Consider the following 17944-nt stretch of genomic DNA (forward strand, 5'->3'; position numbering starts at 1 on the left):
AACCTCCCCCCCCCCCCCCCCCCCCCCTCCCCCTCCCCTCCCCCCCCCCCCCCCCCACCACCCACCCCCCCCCCCCCCCCCCCCCCCCCGGCCCCCCCCTCCCCCCCCCCCCCCCCCCTCCCCCCCCCCCCCCCACGGCCGTTTCTCAGCTGGTCCAGAAGTCCCACCAGCGGGTCAGGACGAGCACCCCGATGGTCCCGATCCACAGCACGGGCAGCACCCAGTGGAACTCCCCCAGCACGCCGCGCAGCGCGGCGGGCGCGGGAAGGATCCGGTGCGTGACGTTGTGCGTGGTGACGTAGGAGAACATCACGATCGTCGCCACCCAGGCCAGCGAGCACCACAGACAGAGCGAGCCGATGCTGTAGAGCGACTGGTACTGGAGCCAGGTGCAGAAGCCGACGCCGAACAGCATCCCGGCGTTGAGCCCGAGCCAGAACCACCGCCGGTACCGCGCTCCCGCCAGCAGCCCCGCGCCCACGCACCCGACGATCCCGTACGCCACCAGCCCCAGCATCGGGTTGGGGAACCCGAAGACCGACGCCTGCTCGCTCGTCATGATGTTCCCGCACGAGACCACCGGGTTCAGACTGCACCCCGGCGTGAAGCCCGGGTCCTCCAGCAGCTTGAACTTGTCGATCGTGATCACCCACGACGCCAGCACACCCGCCGCACCCGTCACCACCAGCAGCCACGCCAGCACCCGCCCCGCCCCGATGCGGCGCGGCCCGTCCCGCAGGGCCTCCTCGCTGTCCACGCCGGAAGGCGACGCGTTGTCGATCACTACTGTCGTCATGGTGTGCTCCACCGGTTCGGTCGCGTATTCGAATGAGCGTGTCGGCTTTCGCCACGACACGCCGGGTGCAGTGACTCCGGGGTCGAGTACGGCGTTTCCAGGGCATGAACTCCGTGCGAGCGCCCAAATGGCAGCGCCTCTCAGCGGTACCCGACTTCCGTGGCGAAGAGGTCTCCCCGCCCCCTTCGCCGCCTCCTCCCGCGCCCACGCCGGTCCCCACTCCCATCTACAGCGCTCTCGTGCGGGAGTGGGGCGCGGCGGGACGTACGGTCCCCCGCTGACGGCGGGGCCGGCCGCAAGGGCTGGTGAGCAGGGGGCGCGGGCCGGGAGGCCGGCGCCCCCGAGGTCGTGCCCCGGCCGCGTTCAGCCGCGCAGGCTGCTCACGGGCACCAGGCAGTGCGCGGCGCCGGTGAGCACCTCCTCGTCGCCGACGAAGGCGCGCAGCGCCTCCTCGCTCACCGGCCTGCCGGGGGTGCCCTCGGGCCACGGCCGGGTGGCGATGATGAAGTACACCCCGCCGGTCGCGCGCGCGTCCTCCTCCCACTCCGGCGGGACGGCGCACTGGGCCTTGAGGTACGGCATGTTCAGCACGGCCCGCCCGGCCTGTACGAGGAGGGTGATCGGGACGTTGGGCGACTGGCCCACGTCGACGAGCCCGGCGCCGGTGTGGAGTCCCGCCTTCTCGATGACCGCACGCATCGCCTCCGCTCCGGCCTCGGCCCCGTCGCGGCCGTCACCGAGTGAATAGGCCAGCAGGAAAGGCGGGTTGCGCTCGCCGTCGGAGGCTTCGCCGGTCCAGGGAATTACCGTGAGGGTGCCGAGCAGCGGAGCGTATTGCGGGCTTCCCTGCGCGGTGTTGGTAGAGGTCATGCTCCGGCACAGTAGTGGCCCTTCGGCCCCCGGAGTGATTTCGCGTCACCCGAGTGGCGGAGTGCTCGTTCCCCAGTGCGAAAGAAGCGCCTCGACACCCCCGTCTGCCCCACATCCGGCACATGCTGATGGCATGTCGGCCGTGGGAAGCTCCAAGTCACGGAAGGAATGGAAAAAAATGAGACCGAATCTCGCCGATCCCGCGTTCTGGAAACTACCGCATTCCGAAAGGCTGGAGGGTTTCGCCCGGCTGCGCGCCCTCGGGGAGCCGCAGTACTTCGTGGAGCGCCCCGGGAGCCGGCTGCGGCCGGAGCGGGGCTTCCACGCGCTGGTCGGACACGCCGACGTGGTCGAGGCCAGCCGTAACGCGCGGGTGTTCGGCAGCGCGCCGGGCGTCACCACCCCCGAGCCGGCCCGCTGGGTGCGGGCCCTCTTCGGGGAGTCCCTGGTCAATCTCGACGATCCGCAGCACGCGCAGTTGCGCAGGATCGTCTCCCGGGCCTTCACTCCGCGCATTCTCGCCGCGACGGAGGAGGACGTCCGTTCGGTGGCCACCCGAATCGTGGACGACATGCTCCGGGAACGTCCGGCCGATTTCGTCACCGCGGTCGCCTCGCGCATGCCGTTCGAAATCATCTGCAATCTGATGGGTATCCCCGAGAAGGAGCGCCCCGCGATTCTCGCCCAGGTGAATCGGGCGTCCGTCGAAACGGGTGTCGCGCGCACCGTGAGACAGCGGATTCGCGTCCCGGGAAAGGGACTCCGGGCGCTCGCTTCCATGCAGGGAATGGTCGCGGACCTCGGAAGGCAACGGCGCAGGAACCCGACCGGGGATCTCATCTCCGCGCTGGTGAACGCCGATATCGACGGACAGTCCCTCAACGGCCGCCAGCTCGGCTCGTTCTTCTCGCTGCTGATGGTCGCCGGTGTGGAGACCACGCGCAACGCGATCGCGCACGGCCTGTCCCTGCTGACCGACCACCCCGACCAACGCGCGCTGCTGCTGGGCGACTTCGACCGGTACGCGGACGGCGCCGTCGAGGAGATCGTGCGTCACTCGACACCGATCATCCAGTTCCGGCGCCGGCTCACCGAGGACCACCGGCTGAACGGACACGACTTCCGGCGGGGCCAGCGGGTGGTGCTCTTCTACGCCTCCGCCAACCGCGACGAGTCGGTCTTCGCCGACCCGGACCGCTTCGACATCACCCGCAGCCCCAACCCGCACGTGGGTTACGGAGGGGGCGGCCCGCACTACTGCCTGGGCACGTTCCTGGCGAAGCAGGAGATGAAGGCGCTGTTCCGGGAGTTGCTGACGAGACTGCCCGAGCTGCGCGCCGTGGGCGCGCCGGTGCTGGTGCCCTCGAACTTCGACAACCGGGTCCGCTCGATGCCGTGCGCGTTCGCGGAGACCGCCGGCCGCTGACCGCTCACCCCCCGTGGCCTTCGACGAGGCCGGGCAGCGGGCCCGTACCGCCCCTGCCCGGCCTCGTTCGCGCCCCGGCCGTCCTTTCGTCCCTACGGGAAGGGCAGGGTGCGGGCGAAGAGGGTCACGAGGATCAGCACCGCCGGGAAGCAGGCGAGGAACATGGCGAAGGTGTAGCCCATGATGTCGCGCGCCTTCAGGCCGAGGATGGTCAGCGTGGGCAGCATCCAGAACGGCTGGAGCAGATTGGCGCTGGCCTCGCCGAGGTCGTACACGACCACCATCCAGCCCTGGTTCACCTGGAGCTGGTTGGCGGCCTCCAGGACGTACGGCGCCTCGATCACCCACTTGCTGCCGCCGCTCGGCACGAAGACGCCCAGCACCATGCTGTAGATCGCGATGAGGGCCGGGTAGAAGAACTCGTTCGACACCGAGACCAGCCAGCCGGCGATGGTCTTGCTCAGCCCGGTGAAGGCGATCATGCCGAAGATGCCGCCGTACAGGGGGAATTGGAGCAGGACACCGGAGGCGGCGGGCGTGCCCTCCTTGACCGCCTGGGCGAGCCGGACGGGGCGCCAGTGCAGGATGAGGGCCAGCAGGATCAGGATGAGGTTGACGGTGTTGAGGTCCAGCGCGTTGAGGGGGTCGCCCTCGGCGAGGGCGAAGTGCCGTACGAGGTACCAGACGCCGAGTGCGAAGAGCAGGATCGCGAAGACGGGGCTGTACTCGATCCACTCCCCCGGCCGGCCGCGACGCGTCCGCTCACGCTTCTCGGCGACGCTCGGCCCCAGCTCGATGCCGAGCTGCTCCGCGGTCTTCGCCCGCTCGGGGGACGGCGACAGGAACCAGGCCGTGACCACCGCGATGACGAAGACGATGGCCGTGGCCACGATGCCCTGCCAGAGGAAGATCGTGTCGGTGAGCGGGATGAGCCCGCTGCCGCGCCCGTCCGCGATGACCTCCTGGACCGCGGGCGGACTCGACGCCTCGCTGGCCACCTGGAGCGCGGCGGACCCGGACAGTCCCTGCGCCCACACGGTGCCCAGCCCGAGGAAGGCCATCGCGCCGAGCGCCCGGTAGTCCACGCCCGGGACGCGGCGCGCGATCTCCTTGGCGAGGATCGCCGTGAAGATGAGGCTGAAGGCCCAGTTGAGGTACGAGGTCGCCATGGCGACAGCGGCGGTGAACGCGATGGCGCCGCGCGGGGTACGGGGCACGCGCGCGATCCTGGCGATCAGCCGGCTCATCGGCGGGGAGACCGCGACCGCGTACCCGGCGATAATGATCATCGCCATCTGGAGCGTGAAGGTGATGAGCGACCAGAAGCCCTGTCCCCAGGCGTCCACCAGCCCGAACCCGGCGGTGTCCGCGGGATCGCCGGGCCGCCCGTACAGCCCCTCGCCGGTCGCGAGTCCGAGCGCGAAGACCGCGAACGTACCGACGAGGACGAACCCGAGGGCGTCGGGCAGCCACTTCTCGGTGAACGCGGTGAAGCGCAGCGCCATGCGCGCCAGCCAGTTGTCGGTGCCCGGCCTGTCGCCGCCCGGTGCCGTGGGGGATTCCGGCTGTCCCGCCGACGTGGGTTCAGGCTTGGGGTCCGGCTTGGGTGGGGGCGCCGTGGCCATGTGGTTTCTCCTGTGAGGGTGACGGCCTGAGCCGCGGATCTGTACAGGGGGCACGGACGCGGGGGCGGGGTGGTTCAGGTGGTGGTGTGTCACCCGGGAGAGAGGGCGGACGCTGTTTACGGTGGGCTGATGCGACGTGCCCCTTGGTGGGTCCTCCTCTCTTCGGGGGGCGCCCCTCTGCTCCTTGTCGGTGCCTGGATGATCGCGCAGCTGCTCCAGGGCCCCGGTTACAACCCCTCGGTCGACACACTCAGCGTGCTGGCGTCCTACGGTGCCCGCGGCTACTGGCTGATGACGGGAATACTGATCGTGCTGGGAAGCTGCTACGTGGTCACGGCGCACGGGCTGCGGGAGGCCGCACCGGCCGGACGGATCGCCCTGGCCGGCGGCGGGCTGGCCGCGATGACCCTGACCCTGGTGCCCGCGCCCGTCAGCGGCGGGGCCCTGGGGCACGGGGCGGTGGCGGCGGTCGGCTTCGTACTGCTCGCCGTGTGGCCGGCGCTGGCCGCCAGGCGCAGGGCAACGGTGCCGTGGGGGCTGCGGTTCAAGGTGGCGATCGTCGCGAGCGCGCTGATGTGCGTGTGCGCGCTGTGGTTCGTGGTCGAGCTGCGCGGCGGGAAGGCGCCGGGGGTCGCGGAGCGGGTGGTCACCTTCGTACAGGCCGTGTGGCCATTGGTGGTGGCCGTCTCCTGCCGTGTGTGGTCCGGCGGGCCGGTGGCGACGGGGCAGTGACGGGCGGTGGAGACGACGGCGTCCCGCCCGATCACGGGGATCGGGCGGGACGCCGTGAGCGGTCGCCGCGCCGCTGTGCGGACGCGTCGGCGGAGGCCGTTACGCGGGGTCGATGCGGGAGACGGTGCCGCCGAGGCCGAGCACGTACAGCTCGCCGTCGCCGTCCTGCACGAAGGAGATGACCTCGCCGCCGTTGACTCCGAGATCGCTCTGACCGGTGACCTCGCCGTTCTCGATGGTCAGACCGCGTACGGTGCCGTCGCAGTAGTCGCTGTAGAGGTACTGCCCCTGGAGCTCCGGGATCGCGTCACCGCGGTAGACGTAACCGCCGGTGACCGAGCAGCCGAGTCCGTTGCGGTCGTACTCGAAGACCGGCGGAACGTGGTTCGCCGGCTCGGTGCCGCCCCGGAACGGGTGGGTGCCCTCCATCGAGGCCCAGCCGTAGTTCTCGCCGCCCTCGCTGTCCGCCGGGGACCAGTCGATTTCCTCCCAGTCGCTCTGGCCGACATCACCGATCAGCAGGTCGCCGGTGCCGGAGTCGAAGGAGAACCGCCACGGGTTGCGCAGTCCGTACGACCAGATCTCGTCCTTCGCGTTCGGGTCGTCCACGAACGGGTTGTCCGCCGGGATCGCGTACGGCTCCGCGCCGCCCGGGTCGATCCGCAGGATCTTGCCGAGCAGGGTGTCGAGCTTCTGCCCGTTGCCGTGCGGGTCGCCGCCCGCGCCGCCGTCGCCGAACGCGATGTAGAGGTAACCGTCGGGACCGAACTTGATGTCCCCGCCGTTGTGGTTCTCGTACGGCTGCGTCTGGGTGAGGACGGTACGGCGCGAGTCCGGCTGGATCGCGCCCGACTCCACGGCGAACTCGTCGATGGTGCTGGTGCCTTCGAGGTCCGTGTACGAGATGTAGAAGTGCGCCAGCTCGTTGTCGAACGCGACGCCGAGCAGGCCGCGTTCACCGTCGGTGGTGGTCTCGTCGGAGATGTCGAGCACGGGCTCGCCGAGCCCGCTGTCCGTCAGGACCCGTACGGTGCCCGCGCGTTCGGCGATCCACACGGTGCCGTCGGGCCCGGCGGCACCGGCGACGGGGTTCTGGGCCGTGGCCACTTCCGTGAGCGCGACGTCGGCCGCCGCCGCCTTGGGCGGGGCGGCGGGCTCGTCGGCGTACGCCGTGGCGAAGGCGAGGGAGGTGGCAAGGCAGATGGTGCCGATGATCGCCGAGCTTCTGGTGCGAATTTTCACCGTGACTCCTAGAGGCGGCGAGTGGGGGGACCCGGCTGCTTGGGGCGGAGTTGAGTCGGCGGTCGCCCGCGCCAGCACGCAACCTGGGTGGGGGGGGGTGTGCCACTGGCTACGGGTGAGGATACTGGGACGGGAGCGGCTGGCCTAGACCAATACCGCCTTCATCTCGACCACACAACGAAAAGCCCCTACCGGATTTCCCCGGTAGGGGCTTCTCACTTGCCGTGGACCTGTGGGGATTTGAACCCCAGACCCCCTCGATGCGAACGAGGTGCGCTACCAGACTGCGCCACAGGCCCTTGCGACGAGTGAAACTTTAGCACCCCCATCGGGCTGCTTGGAAATCAGTTCCGTGCTGGTCACTCGTTGGCCGCGCGGGGGCGGTCGCCGTCGTCGTACTGGTCGAAGAGGGGGGTTCGGCTGCGGCGCTGGAGCGGGGGGGTGTGGCGGGGGGCGGGGGGTTCGGGGGTCGCCGGTTCCGCGGGGGCCGGTTCGGCCGTGGAGGAGCGGGCCGCGCTCCAGGTCTCCGGGTCGCTGACGTTCACACCGCTCGACGCGCGCGGGGCGACGGGTGCCGTCACGTACGTCGGGAGCGGGACCGGGACCGGCTCCCAGCTGTCGCCGCGCGCCGGGCCGCGCTCGCGCTGCTGGTCGACCCATTCGGCGTGGTCCGTCTGCTCGACCAGCGCGCGCCGGCCCGCCTCCTGCGGGGAGACCGAGGCGGCCGGTTCCGGGGCGGGGCGGGGTTCGGGCTCCTCGTCCGGCTCGGCCGGGGCGGCCGAGACCTGATGGTGCCGGCGGGGGCGGTTCTCGCGCAGGCGCTGCGCGGCGATCTCGGCCCTGCGGCGGTCCATGGTGAAGACGAAGCGGCGCCGCTCCTGGGCGCGCAGATGCACGATGTACACGCTGAGGAGTACGGCGGGGACGCCCGGTGCCCACAGGAAGGCGAGTCCCTGGACGCCGGCGACGACCGCGCCGACGGTGAAGGCGAGGAAGAGCACCACGGTGGTGCGCCGGCGGCGGGCGAGAACCTGCGAGCGCTGGGCGCGGCGGGCTCGTTCGGCCGCGGCGCCGGTGGGACGCGGGCGCCGTTCCGGTGCCGGACGGGACTGCGCGGCGGGGGCGTGCGCCGGGTCGGACGCGTGGGCCGGCGCGGACGCCGGGCGTTTCGACGGCGCCGGGATCTCCAGCCTGGCTTCCGTACGGGCCGCGGGCGCGGAGAAGGACCGGACGTCGACGGAGCTCGTCGGCTCCGCCGCGGCGTCCGGTTCATCGTCGGGCCCGGCCTCTTCGGTAGCGCGTTCCTGCAACTCCTTGGCGTACCGGCGCTCCATCCCCGCCCGTCCGGACAGCAGCCGGATGGCGGTGCTGAAGCGTTCCGTGGGACGGGCCTCGTTGAGCTCGTCCTGCCTGCGGAGCCACATCGGTACCAAGTAGGCGGCCCAGGCCCCGACGATGACTGCGTAGATGAGGCCGCTGCTGCTCACGGTTCACACCGTAGAGGTCTACGCGCGAGGGGATCCGCCAATTGAGCCGGTGTGTCGCACGATCTGGCTGATATCACGGACTTTTTTTGTGATTGTTCGGATCACTTGATGGTCGGATGGCGACTAATTTCGAACACTTATTTTATTTCTGCGGTGTTCCAGGTCGCGCCTGGTGCCAGCGGTGGAGGAGTCCTTCCGGCACTTCGTCGGCCGTCAGCGCGAAGACCAGATGGTCCCGCCAGGCCCCGTCGATGTGCAGATAGCGGGGCCGGGTCCCTTCCTCACGGAATCCGAGTTTCTCCACGACACGGCGGCTCGGCCCGTTCTCGGGGCGAATGCACACCTCGATCCGGTGCATCCCCGCCATACGGAAACAGTGGTCGACGGCGAGGGCCACGGCCGTCGGCATGACACCGCGCCCCGCGACGTCCCGGTCCACCCAGTAGCCGACATGGCCCGAGCACATCGAACCCCAGGTGATCCCGGCCACCGTCAATTGGCCGACGAGCCGACCCCGGTACTCGATGACGAAAGGCAGCATCCGCCCCGCGTTCGCCTCGGCGCGCAGATGACGGACCATCTGCCGGTACGTCGGGCGCTGGGCGACCGGGGCGCCGGGCGGCGGTGGCGGGATCGTCGCCTCCCACGGCCGCAGCCACTCGCGGTTGCGCCGGTTGACCTCGCGCCAGGCCCGTTGGTCGCGCGACTTTATGGGGCGCAGGACGATGTCGCCGTCCACCAGCGCCACGGGCCAGAAGGGGTGGTTCATCCGTCGGTACGCGGGTGATCGCCGCCGTGGATCTGGTCGACGGCGTGGACGAGCAGGGGGCCGAGGACGGCGAGCCCGTCCCGTACACCGCCGGACGAGCCCGGCAGGTTCACGATCAGGGTCCGGTCCGCGACGCCCGCGAGACCCCGCGAGAGCGCGGCGGTGGGGACCTTGCGGGCGCCCTCGGCGCGGATCGCCTCGGGGATGCCGGGGATCTCCCGGTCCAGCACACGGCGGGTGGCCTCGGGGGTGCGGTCGGTGGGCGAGACGCCGGTGCCGCCGGTGGTCAGGATCACGGCGTACCCGGCGGCGACCCCTTCGCGCAGGGCCTGTTCGACCGGGTCGCCGTCGGGCACGACCAGCGGTCCCTGGACCGAGAAGCCCAGCTCCCCGAGGGCGTTGGCGATGAGCGGGCCCCCGGTGTCCGCGTACACACCGGCGGCCGCGCGGTTCGACGCCGTGACGACGAGGGCGCGGTAGGGCCTGCTCGCCCGGGGCGCGGGGGCCGCGGGGCCGCTCCCGGCGGAAGTCATACCGTGCCCCTCTCGGAGGTCCCGTCCGGCAGCGGCCGGGGATCCGGCGGTGCGTCCGGTTCCGGGGTGCGGCGCGACCAGGGGCCCGACTTCCCGCCGGTCTTCTCCTCGACCCGCACGTCCGTGATCACCGCGCCCTTGTCGACGGCCTTCACCATGTCGACCACCGTCAGGGCCGCGACGGAGACGGCGGTCAGGGCCTCCATCTCCACGCCGGTGCGGTCCGTGGTGCGCACCGTCGCCAGGATCTCCACCGCGTCGTCCGCGACGGCGAGGTCCAGCTTCACTCCGGAGAGCGCCAGCGGATGGCAGAGCGGGATCAGCTCCGGAGTCCGCTTCGCGCCCATGATGCCCGCGATCCGCGCGGTGGCCAGGGCGTCACCCTTGGGCACGCCGTCGCCCCGCAGCAGTTGGACCACGCGCGGCGACACCAGCACCCGGCCGCTCGCGCTGGCGGTGCGCGCGGTGACCTCCTTGGCGGAGACGTCGACCATGCGGGCCGCGCCCGCCTCGTCGATATGCGTCAGTCGGCCTTGTCCAGAGGGTCCGGGGGTCTCCCCCCGGGAAAACGCAGTCATCGCTGTGGCGCTCCCGGTCCGGGCCCGGCGGGGCCTGTCTGGGCAGACACGCTACCGCCACCACGGGCCCCTCAGCCGAGCAGCACCACGTCGACCTCGCTCCCGGGCTCCATCGAGGTCGCCTCCTCGGGGACCACGATGAGCGCGTCGGCGAGGGCGAGGGCCGCGACGAGATGGGAACCGGCGCCCCCGACGGGGACGGCCGTGCCCGCCTCGGCGTCGTACGTACCGCGCAGGAACTGACGGCGGCCGGCCGGGGATCTCAGCGGCGCGTCGGCCTTCAGCGTGGCCCGGACCGTCGGGCGGTGGACGTCCCGGCGGCCCATGAGCGCGCGGATCGCGGGGCGCACGAACAGCTCGAAGGACACGTAGGAGGAGACGGGATTGCCGGGGAGGGCGAGCAGCGGGGTGTGCTCGGGGCCGATGGAGCCGAAGCCCTGGGGCTTGCCCGGCTGCATCGCGAGCTTGCGGAAGTCGATGCCGCCGCCCGGCTCGTCCTCGTCTCCCACGGAGGAGAGCGCCTCCTTGACCACGTCGTACGCCCCGACGCTGACACCGCCGGTCGTCACGATCATGTCCGCGCGGATCAGCTGGTCCTCGATGGTGGACCGGAGGGTGTCCGCGTCGTCGGTGACCGCGCCGACCCGGTACGCGATGGCGCCGGCGTCACGCGCGGCGGCGGTGAGCGCGAAGCTGTTGGAGTCGTAGATCTGGCCCTCGCCCAACGCCTCGCCCGGCTGGACCAGTTCACTGCCGGTCGACAGCACCACGACGCGCGGGCGCGGGTGGACCCGGACGGTCGCGCGGCCGATGGCGGACAGCAGGCCGATCTGCGGCGGTCCGAGGACCGTGCCGGCCTCCAGGGCGAGGTCCCCGGCCTGTACGTCGCTGCCGCGCGCGCGGACATGGGCGCGGGCCACGGCCGGCCGGTACACCCGGACCTCGCCCCGCGCTCCCTCGGGCGCGGAGTGGGCCGGGCGCATGGAGGTGGCGGCTCCGGCGCCCGTACCGCCGTCGGTCCATTCGACGGGGACGACGGCCTCGGCGCCCGGTGGCAGCGGTGCGCCGGTCATGATCCGGGCGGCCTGGCCGGGGCCGACACGGGGCGGGGTGCCGCCCCCCGCCGCGATGTCGCCGACGACCGTCAGGACGGCCGGGAACTCCTCGTCGGCGCGCGACACGTCGGCCGTACGGACCGCGTAGCCGTCCATGGAGCTGTTGTCGAACGGCGGCAGCGCCACCGGCACCGTGACGTCCTCGACGAGGACGCAGCCCTGGGCGTCGGGCAGTTGCAGCTCGATCGGGTCCAGCGGGCGGACCGTGGCGAGGATGTCCGCCAGGTGCTCGTCGACCGTCCAGAGCCGCCCCTGACCGGAGACAGGTGTGGGTGCCGGTGTCGCCGTACTGCTCAAGACCTACATCTCCTCGGTGACGTAACTGCGCAGCCAGGACCGGAAGTCCGGGCCCAGGTCCTCACGTTCGCACGCGAGTCTGACAATGGCACGCAGATAGTCGCCGCGGTCACCCGTGTCATACCGGCGTCCCTTGAAGACCACGCCGTGCACCGGACCGCCGACCTTCTCGTCGGCGGACAACTGCTGGAGGGCGTCGGTGAGCTGGATCTCACCGCCCCGGCCGGGCTCCGTCTTGCGCAGTATCTCGAAGACGGCGGGGTCGAGGACGTAGCGGCCGATGATGGCGTAGTTGCTGGGCGCGTCGGCGCGGTCGGGCTTCTCGACCAGATCGTGCACCTTGACCACGTCGCCGTAGGCGGTGGGCTCGACGGCGGCGCATCCGTAGAGATGGATCTGGTCGGGCTCGACCTCCATCAGCGCGATGACGCTGCCGCCCTCGGTCTCCTGGATCTCGACCATGCGGGAGAGCAGCGGGTCGCGCGGGTCGATCAGGTCGTCACCGAGGAGCACCGCGAAGGGCTGGTCGCCGACGTGCGGGGCGGCGCACAGGACGGCGTGACCGAGGCCCTTGGGGTCGCCCTGCCGCACGTAGTGCATGGTGGCCAGGTCGCTGGACTCCTGCACCTTGGCGAGCCGTTCGGTGTCTCCCTTGCGGGTGAGCGCCTCCTCCAGCTCGTAGTTGCGGTCGAAGTGGTCCTCCAGGGGACGCTTGTTGCGTCCGGTGACCATGAGGACGTCGGAGAGCCCGGCCATCACGGCTTCCTCAACGACGTACTGGATCGCGGGCTTGTCGACGACAGGCAGCATCTCTTTGGGAGTGGCCTTGGTGACGGGGAGGAAACGTGTTCCGAGACCTGCGGCGGGGATGACAGCCTTGCTGATCCTGGGGGGCGACTGAGTCATGCCGAGCACCATATCCGTGGCGGATGAGGGGAAGATGTGGCTCCGGTTAACTTTCTCTCCATACATACACATACGAGAGATTTGCGAAGTCCGGTGAGTACTGACATGTCGGGAAAGTCAGCCCTACGGCGGGAACTCCTCGCGGCGCGGCGCCTCCTTTCGGAGGAGGACGTCCGGGAGGCCGCCGCGGTTCTCGCCGGGCACGCGCTGGAGCTTCCCGAACTCGCGTCGGCCGGGACCGTCGCCGCGTACGTCTCCGTGGGAAGCGAGCCGGGCACGCGCCCGCTGCTCGACGCGCTGCGGGAGCGGGGGGTGCGCGTGCTCCTGCCGGTGCTGCTGCCGGACAACGATCTGGACTGGGCCGCGTACGGCGGGGCGGAGCGGCTCGTGCGCGCCGGGCGCGGACTGCTGGAGCCGGACGGGCCCCGGCTCGGCGTGCGGGCGGTGCTCCGGGCGCGGGTGGTGCTGCTCCCCGGGCTCGCCGTGGACGGGCGCGGCATGCGGCTGGGCCGGGGCGGCGGATCGTACGACCGGGTCCTGGCGCGGCTGGAGCGGGCTGCGGACGGGCGTGCGGGCGGCACGGACGGCGGCGGGGGGCCCGCTCTCGCGGTGCTGCTGTACGACCACGAGGTGGTCGGCCGCGTCCCCGGGGAGCCGCACGACCGGCCGGTGCACGTGGCGGTGACCCCGGCGGGGACGCGCCGCTTCACCGGGAACTGAAGGGCCCGCCCGGCCGGTGCGTCCGGCTGGGCGGGCCCTCGTGTCCCGCGCCCTACGGGGCGAGCGTCAGGGTGTCCCCCGTGCTCTCCTCCACGGCTCTGCTGCTGAACGACCAGTCGAGCAGCTCACCCTTGGCCCACTTGTCGGTCTGGTCGGTGTAGTTCGCGCTGTACGCGTGCCCCGAGGCACCCGTCAGATTGATCCAGCGGGACTTGTCCCAGTCGTCGACGTTGACCACCATCCGCATCGACGGCACCCACATGACCTCGTAGCCGCCGGCCGCGTTCCAGCCCGTGGCGTTGACGGCGGCCTCGCCGCCGCCCAGGTTCCACGGACCCCGGTTGAGCAGGGTCCGCACGATCCCGGGGCCCTCCGTACCGAGGGTCTGGTTCTCCAGGGTCAGCTGGTGCAGCCGGCCCCAGCTCCAGCTGGAGACGTCCTTGCCGAGCTTCGCGGTCAGCTCCCAGCGCGCGTCCGTGAGGGCGCGGAGCAGGAGCTCGTCGCGGGTGTCCGCGGGCTTCTCCGTACGCGTCCCCGGGGCCTGCCACCAGTCGTTGTCCTCGTCCTTGAGGATCTTGCGGGTGATCTCGAACCAGCGGTCGCCGCCGTCCGGCTGCGCCGAGTCCGGGGAGCGCTTGCCGCACTCCCGCACCAGCTGCTCAAGGCCGTCGACCGGCCCCGTGCTGTCGGCGGGCCGCACGGCGAGGCACTCGCCCTTGACGCGCACCTCCTTGGGAAGCTTGTTCCCGAAGGCGAGCTTGAGGACGTTGCGCCAGACGCCGTTGAAGTACGCGGCCGCCGCCGAGTCGGGTTCCTGGGTGCCGTCCCAGCCTTCGAGGAGCTTCTGCGCCTCGCGCACGGAGGGTTCCGCGACGTCGATCTTCAGCAGGTACGGCATGAGGAGCGTGGCGATCTCGCTGCGGTTGTCGGTCTGCATGGTGCGCATGTCGTCCATGGAGATCTTGCCGCCGTCCTTGATCTTCGACTTGATCAGGTCGTTGATCCGCTGGCTGCGCGCGCCGTAACCCCAGTCCTCGGTGAGCTGGTACGGGTAGTCGTCCTTGTCGATGACGGCCTGGTTGGCGGTGACGATGTAGCCGCGCTCCGGGTTCTCCTCGTAAGGAAGCTCGTCGAAGGAGACGTAGTCCTCCCAGCGGTACTCGGGCTCCCAGCCGGGTGCGGGGACCGAGCCGTCGCCCTTGGCGCGGATCGGGATCCGGCCGGGCGCCTGGTAGCCGATGTTGCCCTTGGAGTCGGCGTAGATCAGGTTCTGCGAGGGGACCTCGAAGAACTGGGCCGCCTTGCGGAACTGGGTGAAGTCCTCGGCCTTGTTGATCGCGAAGACCGCGTCCATGGACCGGCCGGGCTGGAGGGCGGTCCACTGGAGGGAGACGGCGTATCCGTCGCCGCGGTCGGGGGCCGCGTTGGTGACGGGGGCCTTGTCGCCGACCCTGCGCAGCTCGGCGTTCCGGTCGGAGACCACCGGACCGCGGCCGGTGGAGCGGACCGTGATGGTCTGGCTCTTGGCCCCGGCGATCTTGATCGTTTCCTGACGGGTCGTGAACTTCTTCTGCTCGTTCCCGTACTGGTAGGTGTCGCCGTTGACCTTCTCCAGATAGAGGTCGGTCACGTCGGCACCGAGGTTGGTCATGCCCCAGGCGATGTCCTTGTTGTGGCCGATTATGACGCCGGGCATTCCGGCGAAGGTGTAGCCGGCTACGTCGTACTGGCAGTCCTCGGTGAAGCTGCGGCAGTGCAGGCCCATCTGGTACCAGACCGAGGGCAGCGAGGGCGCGAGGTGCGGGTCGTTGGCGAGCAGCGGCTTGCCGGTTGTCGTGTATTCGCCGGAGACGACCCAGGAGTTGGACCCGATGCCGCTGCCGCTGGGGCCGAGGAGGGCGGGGATCTCGTCGAGGGTGCCGGAGAGGGCGTCGAGCTGGGACTCCAGGCCCTGGGTGGCGTCGGCGGGGTCCGTGCCGGTGCCTGTTCCGGTGCCCGCACCCGTGCCGGTGCCCGCACCCGTGCCTGTTCCGGTGCCGGTCCCGGTGCCCGTACCGTCACCTGTCGCGTCGCCGGGCCGGGCCTCGGGGTCGTACCGCCCGGTGACCGGATCGACCGCGCCCTCGGTGACGATCGGCTGGTTGCGGCTGTACGGATACGACGGGTACAGGTCCTCGATCTGCTTCTCGTCCATCCTGCTCGTCAGCAGCGAACGGTCGATCTCGTCCTGCATGTTGGCGCGCAGGTCCCACGCCATCGCCTTGAGCCAGGCCACCGAGTCGACGGGGGTCCACTCGGCGGGCTTGTAGTCGTTGGTGAAGTTCAGAGCGGCGTACTCGACGGAGATGTCCTTGCCGTCGCGGCCCTTGAGGTAGTCGTTGACACCGTCCGCGTACGACTGGAGGTTCCGCTTGGTCTCCTCCGAGAGCTTGGTGTCGTACTCCTCCTGGGCCACCCGCCGCCAGCCGAGCGTGCGCAGGAACTCGTCCGTCGCGACCTGGCCCTTGCCGAACATCTCGGAGAGCCGCCCCGAGGTCAAGTGGCGCCGGACGTCCATCTCCCAGAAGCGGTCCTGCGCCTGGACGTAGCCCTGCGCGCGGAAGAGGTCCCGGTCGGTGTTGGCGTAGATCTGCGGGATGCCGTAGCTGTCGCGCTTGACCTCGACCCGGCCGTCGAGTCCCGGCACCTTGATCGTGCCGGTGGTCTGCGGGAGCGAGGCACGCACGGTGCTGACGCCCCAGTAGGCGCCGTAGCCAACGCCTGCTACCAGAGCCAGGACCAGGACGATCACGACAAGACGGGCGCGTCGCCCCTTCTTCTTGGCGGCAGGGGGCGTTGAGTTGGCGGGCATCGCTGTCCTTCGAGGGGCAGGGTGGTCCTGGAATGCTGCAGCAACCATAGGCGCAGCCGTTCCCTCGCCCCCACGCGGTGTCACTAGTACGACCCGGAGTGCGAACCGGCGGGACTCCTCGGACGATCACACAGGAAATCACGCGATCGATCGCACGAACGATCGATCGCGTCAAGAAAACGTTAAAGATTAGGTAAGGTAACGAAGTGCCGACGGCCGGAGAAACGATCCGGTGCGCGCGAGGGGAAGGATCGGCCGCTGACTGTCCACCAGCTCAATGAACTCCTGCTCATCTGCTCGCTCGTGCTGCTGATCGCCGTCGCCGCGGTGCGGATCTCGTCCCGGAGCGGGCTCCCCAGCCTGCTGCTCTACCTCGGGATCGGCGTCGTCATAGGGCAGGACGGCATCTTCAACGTCAAGTTCGACAACGCCGAGCTGACGCAGGTGATCGGGTACGCCGCCCTGGTCGTGATCCTCGCCGAGGGTGGTCTCGGCGCCAAGTGGAAAGAGGCCAGACCCGCGCTGCCGGCCGCCGTCGCGCTGTCGACCGTCGGTGTCGCGGTCAGCGTGGGCGTCACCGCGACCGCCGCGCACTACCTCGTCGGCCTCGACTGGCGGCAGGCCCTGATCATCGGCGCCGTCGTCTCGTCGACGGACGCCGCCGCCGTCTTCTCCGTACTGAGGAAGATCCCGCTGCCGTCGAGGGTGACGGGCGCGCTGGAGGCGGAGTCGGGCTTCAACGACGCACCCGTCGTGATCATGGTGGTGGCGCTGTCGACGGTCGGCCCGGTGGAGCACTGGTACGTGCTCGTGGGCGAGATCGCCCTGGAGCTGGCCATCGGAGCGGCCATCGGCCTCGCGGTGGGCTGGCTCGGCGCCTTCGGGCTCCGGCGCGTGGCCCTGCCGGCCTCCGGTCTGTACCCGATCGCCGTGATGGCCATCGCGGTCGTCGCGTACGCGGCCGGGGCCATGGCCCACGGCAGCGGGTTCCTCGCCGTGTATCTGGCCTCCATGCTGCTGGGCAACTCCAAGCTCCCGCACGCGCCCGCGACCCGCGGGTTCGCGGAGGGGCTGGGCTGGCTCGCGCAGATCGGGATGTTCGTCCTGCTCGGCCTGCTGGTCACGCCGCACGAACTGGGCGACGACTTCTGGCCCGCGGTGATAGTGGGTCTGGTGCTGACCGTGGTGGCGCGGCCCGTCTCCGTACTGGTCAGCCTGGCGCCGTTCCGCATCCCGTGGCAGGAGAAGGCGCTGATGTCGTGGGCGGGGCTGCGTGGCGCCGTGCCCATCGTCATGGCGACCATCCCGATGGTCTCGGGGATCGAGGGCAGCCACCGGATCTTCAACATCGTCTTCGTGCTGGTGGTCGTGTACACGCTCGTGCAGGGCCCGACGCTGCCCTGGGTGGCCGGGAAGCTGCACCTCGGCGACCCCGCGGGGGCCGCCGACCTCGGTGTCGAGTCGGCGCCGCTGGAGCGGCTGCGGGGACATCTGCTGTCCGTCGCCATCCCGGACCGGTCGAAGATGCACGGCGTGGAGGTCGGCGAGCTGCGACTGCCGCCGGGGTCGGCGGTCACGCTGGTCGTACGGGAGGACAAGAGCTTCGTGCCGGGGCCGTCCACGGTGCTGCGGCGGGGCGACGAGCTGCTGGTGGTGGCGACGGATCCGGTGCGGGACGCGGCCGAACGGCGGCTGCGGGCGGTCGGGCAGGGCGGCAAGCTGGCCGACTGGCTGGGGACGAACGGGACGGGCGGTACGGGCGGAGGCGCCGGCGGCGGTACGGGCAGGAGGCCGGGGGCGCACGGGAAACCCGAGAGCGGGGTCGGCGGGCTCGGACGGGGGTCCGGCTGACGGCCGCCTCCTCCGGGCGGAGGTGGCAATCACAGGTACGGGCCGGGATCTTCCAGGTGTTTCCCAGGTAGGATGAGGCCCGTACCTGCCGCGTCGAGGACTGTCTCCGGCGTTTCGACGGATCGACGTGCGGCACAAACCTGATC

The 17944-nt window shown here is 70.9% G+C and carries 15 protein-coding genes and 1 tRNA gene; 4 read left to right on the forward strand and 12 right to left on the reverse strand.

What is annotated here, in order from left to right:
• Nucleotides 1-145: 145 nt before the first annotated feature.
• On the reverse strand, nucleotides 146-796 hold the full coding sequence (locus tag ACZ61E_RS26230; RefSeq protein WP_469702326.1) for a vitamin K epoxide reductase family protein: 651 nt from the start codon (nucleotides 794-796) through the stop codon (nucleotides 146-148).
• 363 nt (nucleotides 797-1159) lie between these two features.
• Nucleotides 1160-1666, reverse strand: coding sequence for a DUF5949 family protein (locus ACZ61E_RS26235; protein ID WP_469702327.1), 507 nt, complete (start codon nucleotides 1664-1666; stop codon nucleotides 1160-1162).
• Between the two features lie 178 nt (nucleotides 1667-1844).
• On the opposite strand from ACZ61E_RS26235, the gene ACZ61E_RS26240 reads away from it, so the two are divergent.
• Nucleotides 1845-3092 (forward strand): cytochrome P450, encoded by a 1248-nt coding sequence (locus tag ACZ61E_RS26240; RefSeq protein WP_469702328.1) that lies wholly within the window; start codon nucleotides 1845-1847, stop codon nucleotides 3090-3092.
• Between the two features lie 92 nt (nucleotides 3093-3184).
• Here the strand turns inward: ACZ61E_RS26240 and ACZ61E_RS26245 are convergent, their stop codons facing one another.
• Complete coding sequence (locus ACZ61E_RS26245; RefSeq protein ID WP_469702329.1) at nucleotides 3185-4717, reverse strand: short-chain fatty acid transporter; 1533 nt, start codon at nucleotides 4715-4717, stop codon at nucleotides 3185-3187.
• 129 nt (nucleotides 4718-4846) lie between these two features.
• Between ACZ61E_RS26245 and ACZ61E_RS26250 the strand changes: the two genes are divergently transcribed.
• On the forward strand, nucleotides 4847-5449 hold the full coding sequence (locus ACZ61E_RS26250) for a DUF998 domain-containing protein (RefSeq protein ID WP_469702330.1): 603 nt from the start codon (nucleotides 4847-4849) through the stop codon (nucleotides 5447-5449).
• A gap of 99 nt (nucleotides 5450-5548) precedes the next feature.
• Here ACZ61E_RS26250 and ACZ61E_RS26255 read toward each other — a convergent pair whose 3' ends face one another.
• The 8 genes from ACZ61E_RS26255 to galU form a co-directional block, all read right to left on the reverse strand.
• Nucleotides 5549-6691: a PQQ-dependent sugar dehydrogenase gene (locus ACZ61E_RS26255; protein WP_469702331.1), complete on the reverse strand. Its 1143-nt coding sequence runs from the start codon at nucleotides 6689-6691 to the stop codon at nucleotides 5549-5551.
• Between the two features lie 225 nt (nucleotides 6692-6916).
• Nucleotides 6917-6990 (reverse strand) — tRNA-Ala (locus ACZ61E_RS26260).
• Nucleotides 6991-7050: 60 nt separating this feature from the next.
• The gene (gene sepX, locus ACZ61E_RS26265; protein ID WP_469702332.1) at nucleotides 7051-8178 is read right to left on the reverse strand and encodes a divisome protein SepX/GlpR; all 1128 of its coding nucleotides are present in this window, start codon (nucleotides 8176-8178) and stop codon (nucleotides 7051-7053) included.
• A gap of 142 nt (nucleotides 8179-8320) precedes the next feature.
• Nucleotides 8321-8947 (reverse strand): GNAT family N-acetyltransferase, encoded by a 627-nt coding sequence (locus tag ACZ61E_RS26270; protein WP_469702333.1) that lies wholly within the window; start codon nucleotides 8945-8947, stop codon nucleotides 8321-8323.
• Nucleotides 8944-9480, reverse strand: a complete 537-nt coding sequence (locus ACZ61E_RS26275; protein WP_469702334.1) for a MogA/MoaB family molybdenum cofactor biosynthesis protein — start codon at nucleotides 9478-9480, stop codon at nucleotides 8944-8946. Before ACZ61E_RS26275 ends, ACZ61E_RS26270 begins: the two co-directional genes overlap by 4 nt.
• Nucleotides 9477-10058 carry a cyclic pyranopterin monophosphate synthase MoaC gene (gene moaC, locus ACZ61E_RS26280; protein ID WP_469702335.1) on the reverse strand — a complete coding sequence of 194 codons (582 nt, stop codon included), beginning with the start codon at nucleotides 10056-10058 and terminating at the stop codon, nucleotides 9477-9479. Before moaC ends, ACZ61E_RS26275 begins: the two co-directional genes overlap by 4 nt.
• A 71-nt stretch (nucleotides 10059-10129) precedes the next feature.
• Nucleotides 10130-11470, reverse strand: a complete 1341-nt coding sequence (glp, locus tag ACZ61E_RS26285) for a molybdotransferase-like divisome protein Glp (protein WP_469702336.1) — start codon at nucleotides 11468-11470, stop codon at nucleotides 10130-10132.
• A 3-nt stretch (nucleotides 11471-11473) separates the two neighbouring features.
• Nucleotides 11474-12376 (reverse strand): UTP--glucose-1-phosphate uridylyltransferase GalU, encoded by a 903-nt coding sequence (gene galU / locus ACZ61E_RS26290; RefSeq protein WP_469702337.1) that lies wholly within the window; start codon nucleotides 12374-12376, stop codon nucleotides 11474-11476.
• Nucleotides 12377-12481: 105 nt separating this feature from the next.
• Between galU and ACZ61E_RS26295 the strand changes: the two genes are divergently transcribed.
• Complete coding sequence (locus ACZ61E_RS26295; RefSeq protein WP_469702338.1) at nucleotides 12482-13096, forward strand: 5-formyltetrahydrofolate cyclo-ligase; 615 nt, start codon at nucleotides 12482-12484, stop codon at nucleotides 13094-13096.
• Nucleotides 13097-13148: 52 nt separating this feature from the next.
• Here the strand turns inward: ACZ61E_RS26295 and ACZ61E_RS26300 are convergent, their stop codons facing one another.
• Complete coding sequence (locus ACZ61E_RS26300; protein ID WP_469702339.1) at nucleotides 13149-15947, reverse strand: penicillin acylase family protein; 2799 nt, start codon at nucleotides 15945-15947, stop codon at nucleotides 13149-13151.
• A 258-nt stretch (nucleotides 15948-16205) separates the two neighbouring features.
• Here ACZ61E_RS26300 and ACZ61E_RS26305 point away from each other — a divergent pair, with 258 nt between their 5' ends.
• Nucleotides 16206-17798: a potassium/proton antiporter gene (locus ACZ61E_RS26305; protein WP_469702379.1), complete on the forward strand. Its 1593-nt coding sequence runs from the start codon at nucleotides 16206-16208 to the stop codon at nucleotides 17796-17798.
• The last annotated feature ends 146 nt before the right edge of the window (nucleotides 17799-17944 follow it).

The sequence above is a fragment of the Streptomyces sp. NPDC104581 genome (assembly GCF_055583685.1).

Coding starts and splice junctions, on each gene's coding strand:
- moaC (WP_469702335.1), bottom strand. CDS start 10,058: ATGACTGCGTTTTCCCGGGGGGAGACCCCCGGACCCTCTGGACAAGGC.
- ACZ61E_RS26230 (WP_469702326.1), bottom strand. CDS start 796: ATGACGACAGTAGTGATCGACAACGCGTCGCCTTCCGGCGTGGACAGC.
- ACZ61E_RS26275 (WP_469702334.1), bottom strand. CDS start 9,480: ATGACTTCCGCCGGGAGCGGCCCCGCGGCCCCCGCGCCCCGGGCGAGC.
- galU (WP_469702337.1), bottom strand. CDS start 12,376: ATGACTCAGTCGCCCCCCAGGATCAGCAAGGCTGTCATCCCCGCCGCA.
- ACZ61E_RS26270 (WP_469702333.1), bottom strand. CDS start 8,947: ATGAACCACCCCTTCTGGCCCGTGGCGCTGGTGGACGGCGACATCGTC.
- ACZ61E_RS26300 (WP_469702339.1), bottom strand. CDS start 15,947: ATGCCCGCCAACTCAACGCCCCCTGCCGCCAAGAAGAAGGGGCGACGC.
- ACZ61E_RS26245 (WP_469702329.1), bottom strand. CDS start 4,717: ATGGCCACGGCGCCCCCACCCAAGCCGGACCCCAAGCCTGAACCCACG.
- ACZ61E_RS26250 (WP_469702330.1), top strand. CDS start 4,847: ATGCGACGTGCCCCTTGGTGGGTCCTCCTCTCTTCGGGGGGCGCCCCT.
- ACZ61E_RS26240 (WP_469702328.1), top strand. CDS start 1,845: ATGAGACCGAATCTCGCCGATCCCGCGTTCTGGAAACTACCGCATTCC.
- ACZ61E_RS26295 (WP_469702338.1), top strand. CDS start 12,482: ATGTCGGGAAAGTCAGCCCTACGGCGGGAACTCCTCGCGGCGCGGCGC.
- ACZ61E_RS26235 (WP_469702327.1), bottom strand. CDS start 1,666: ATGACCTCTACCAACACCGCGCAGGGAAGCCCGCAATACGCTCCGCTG.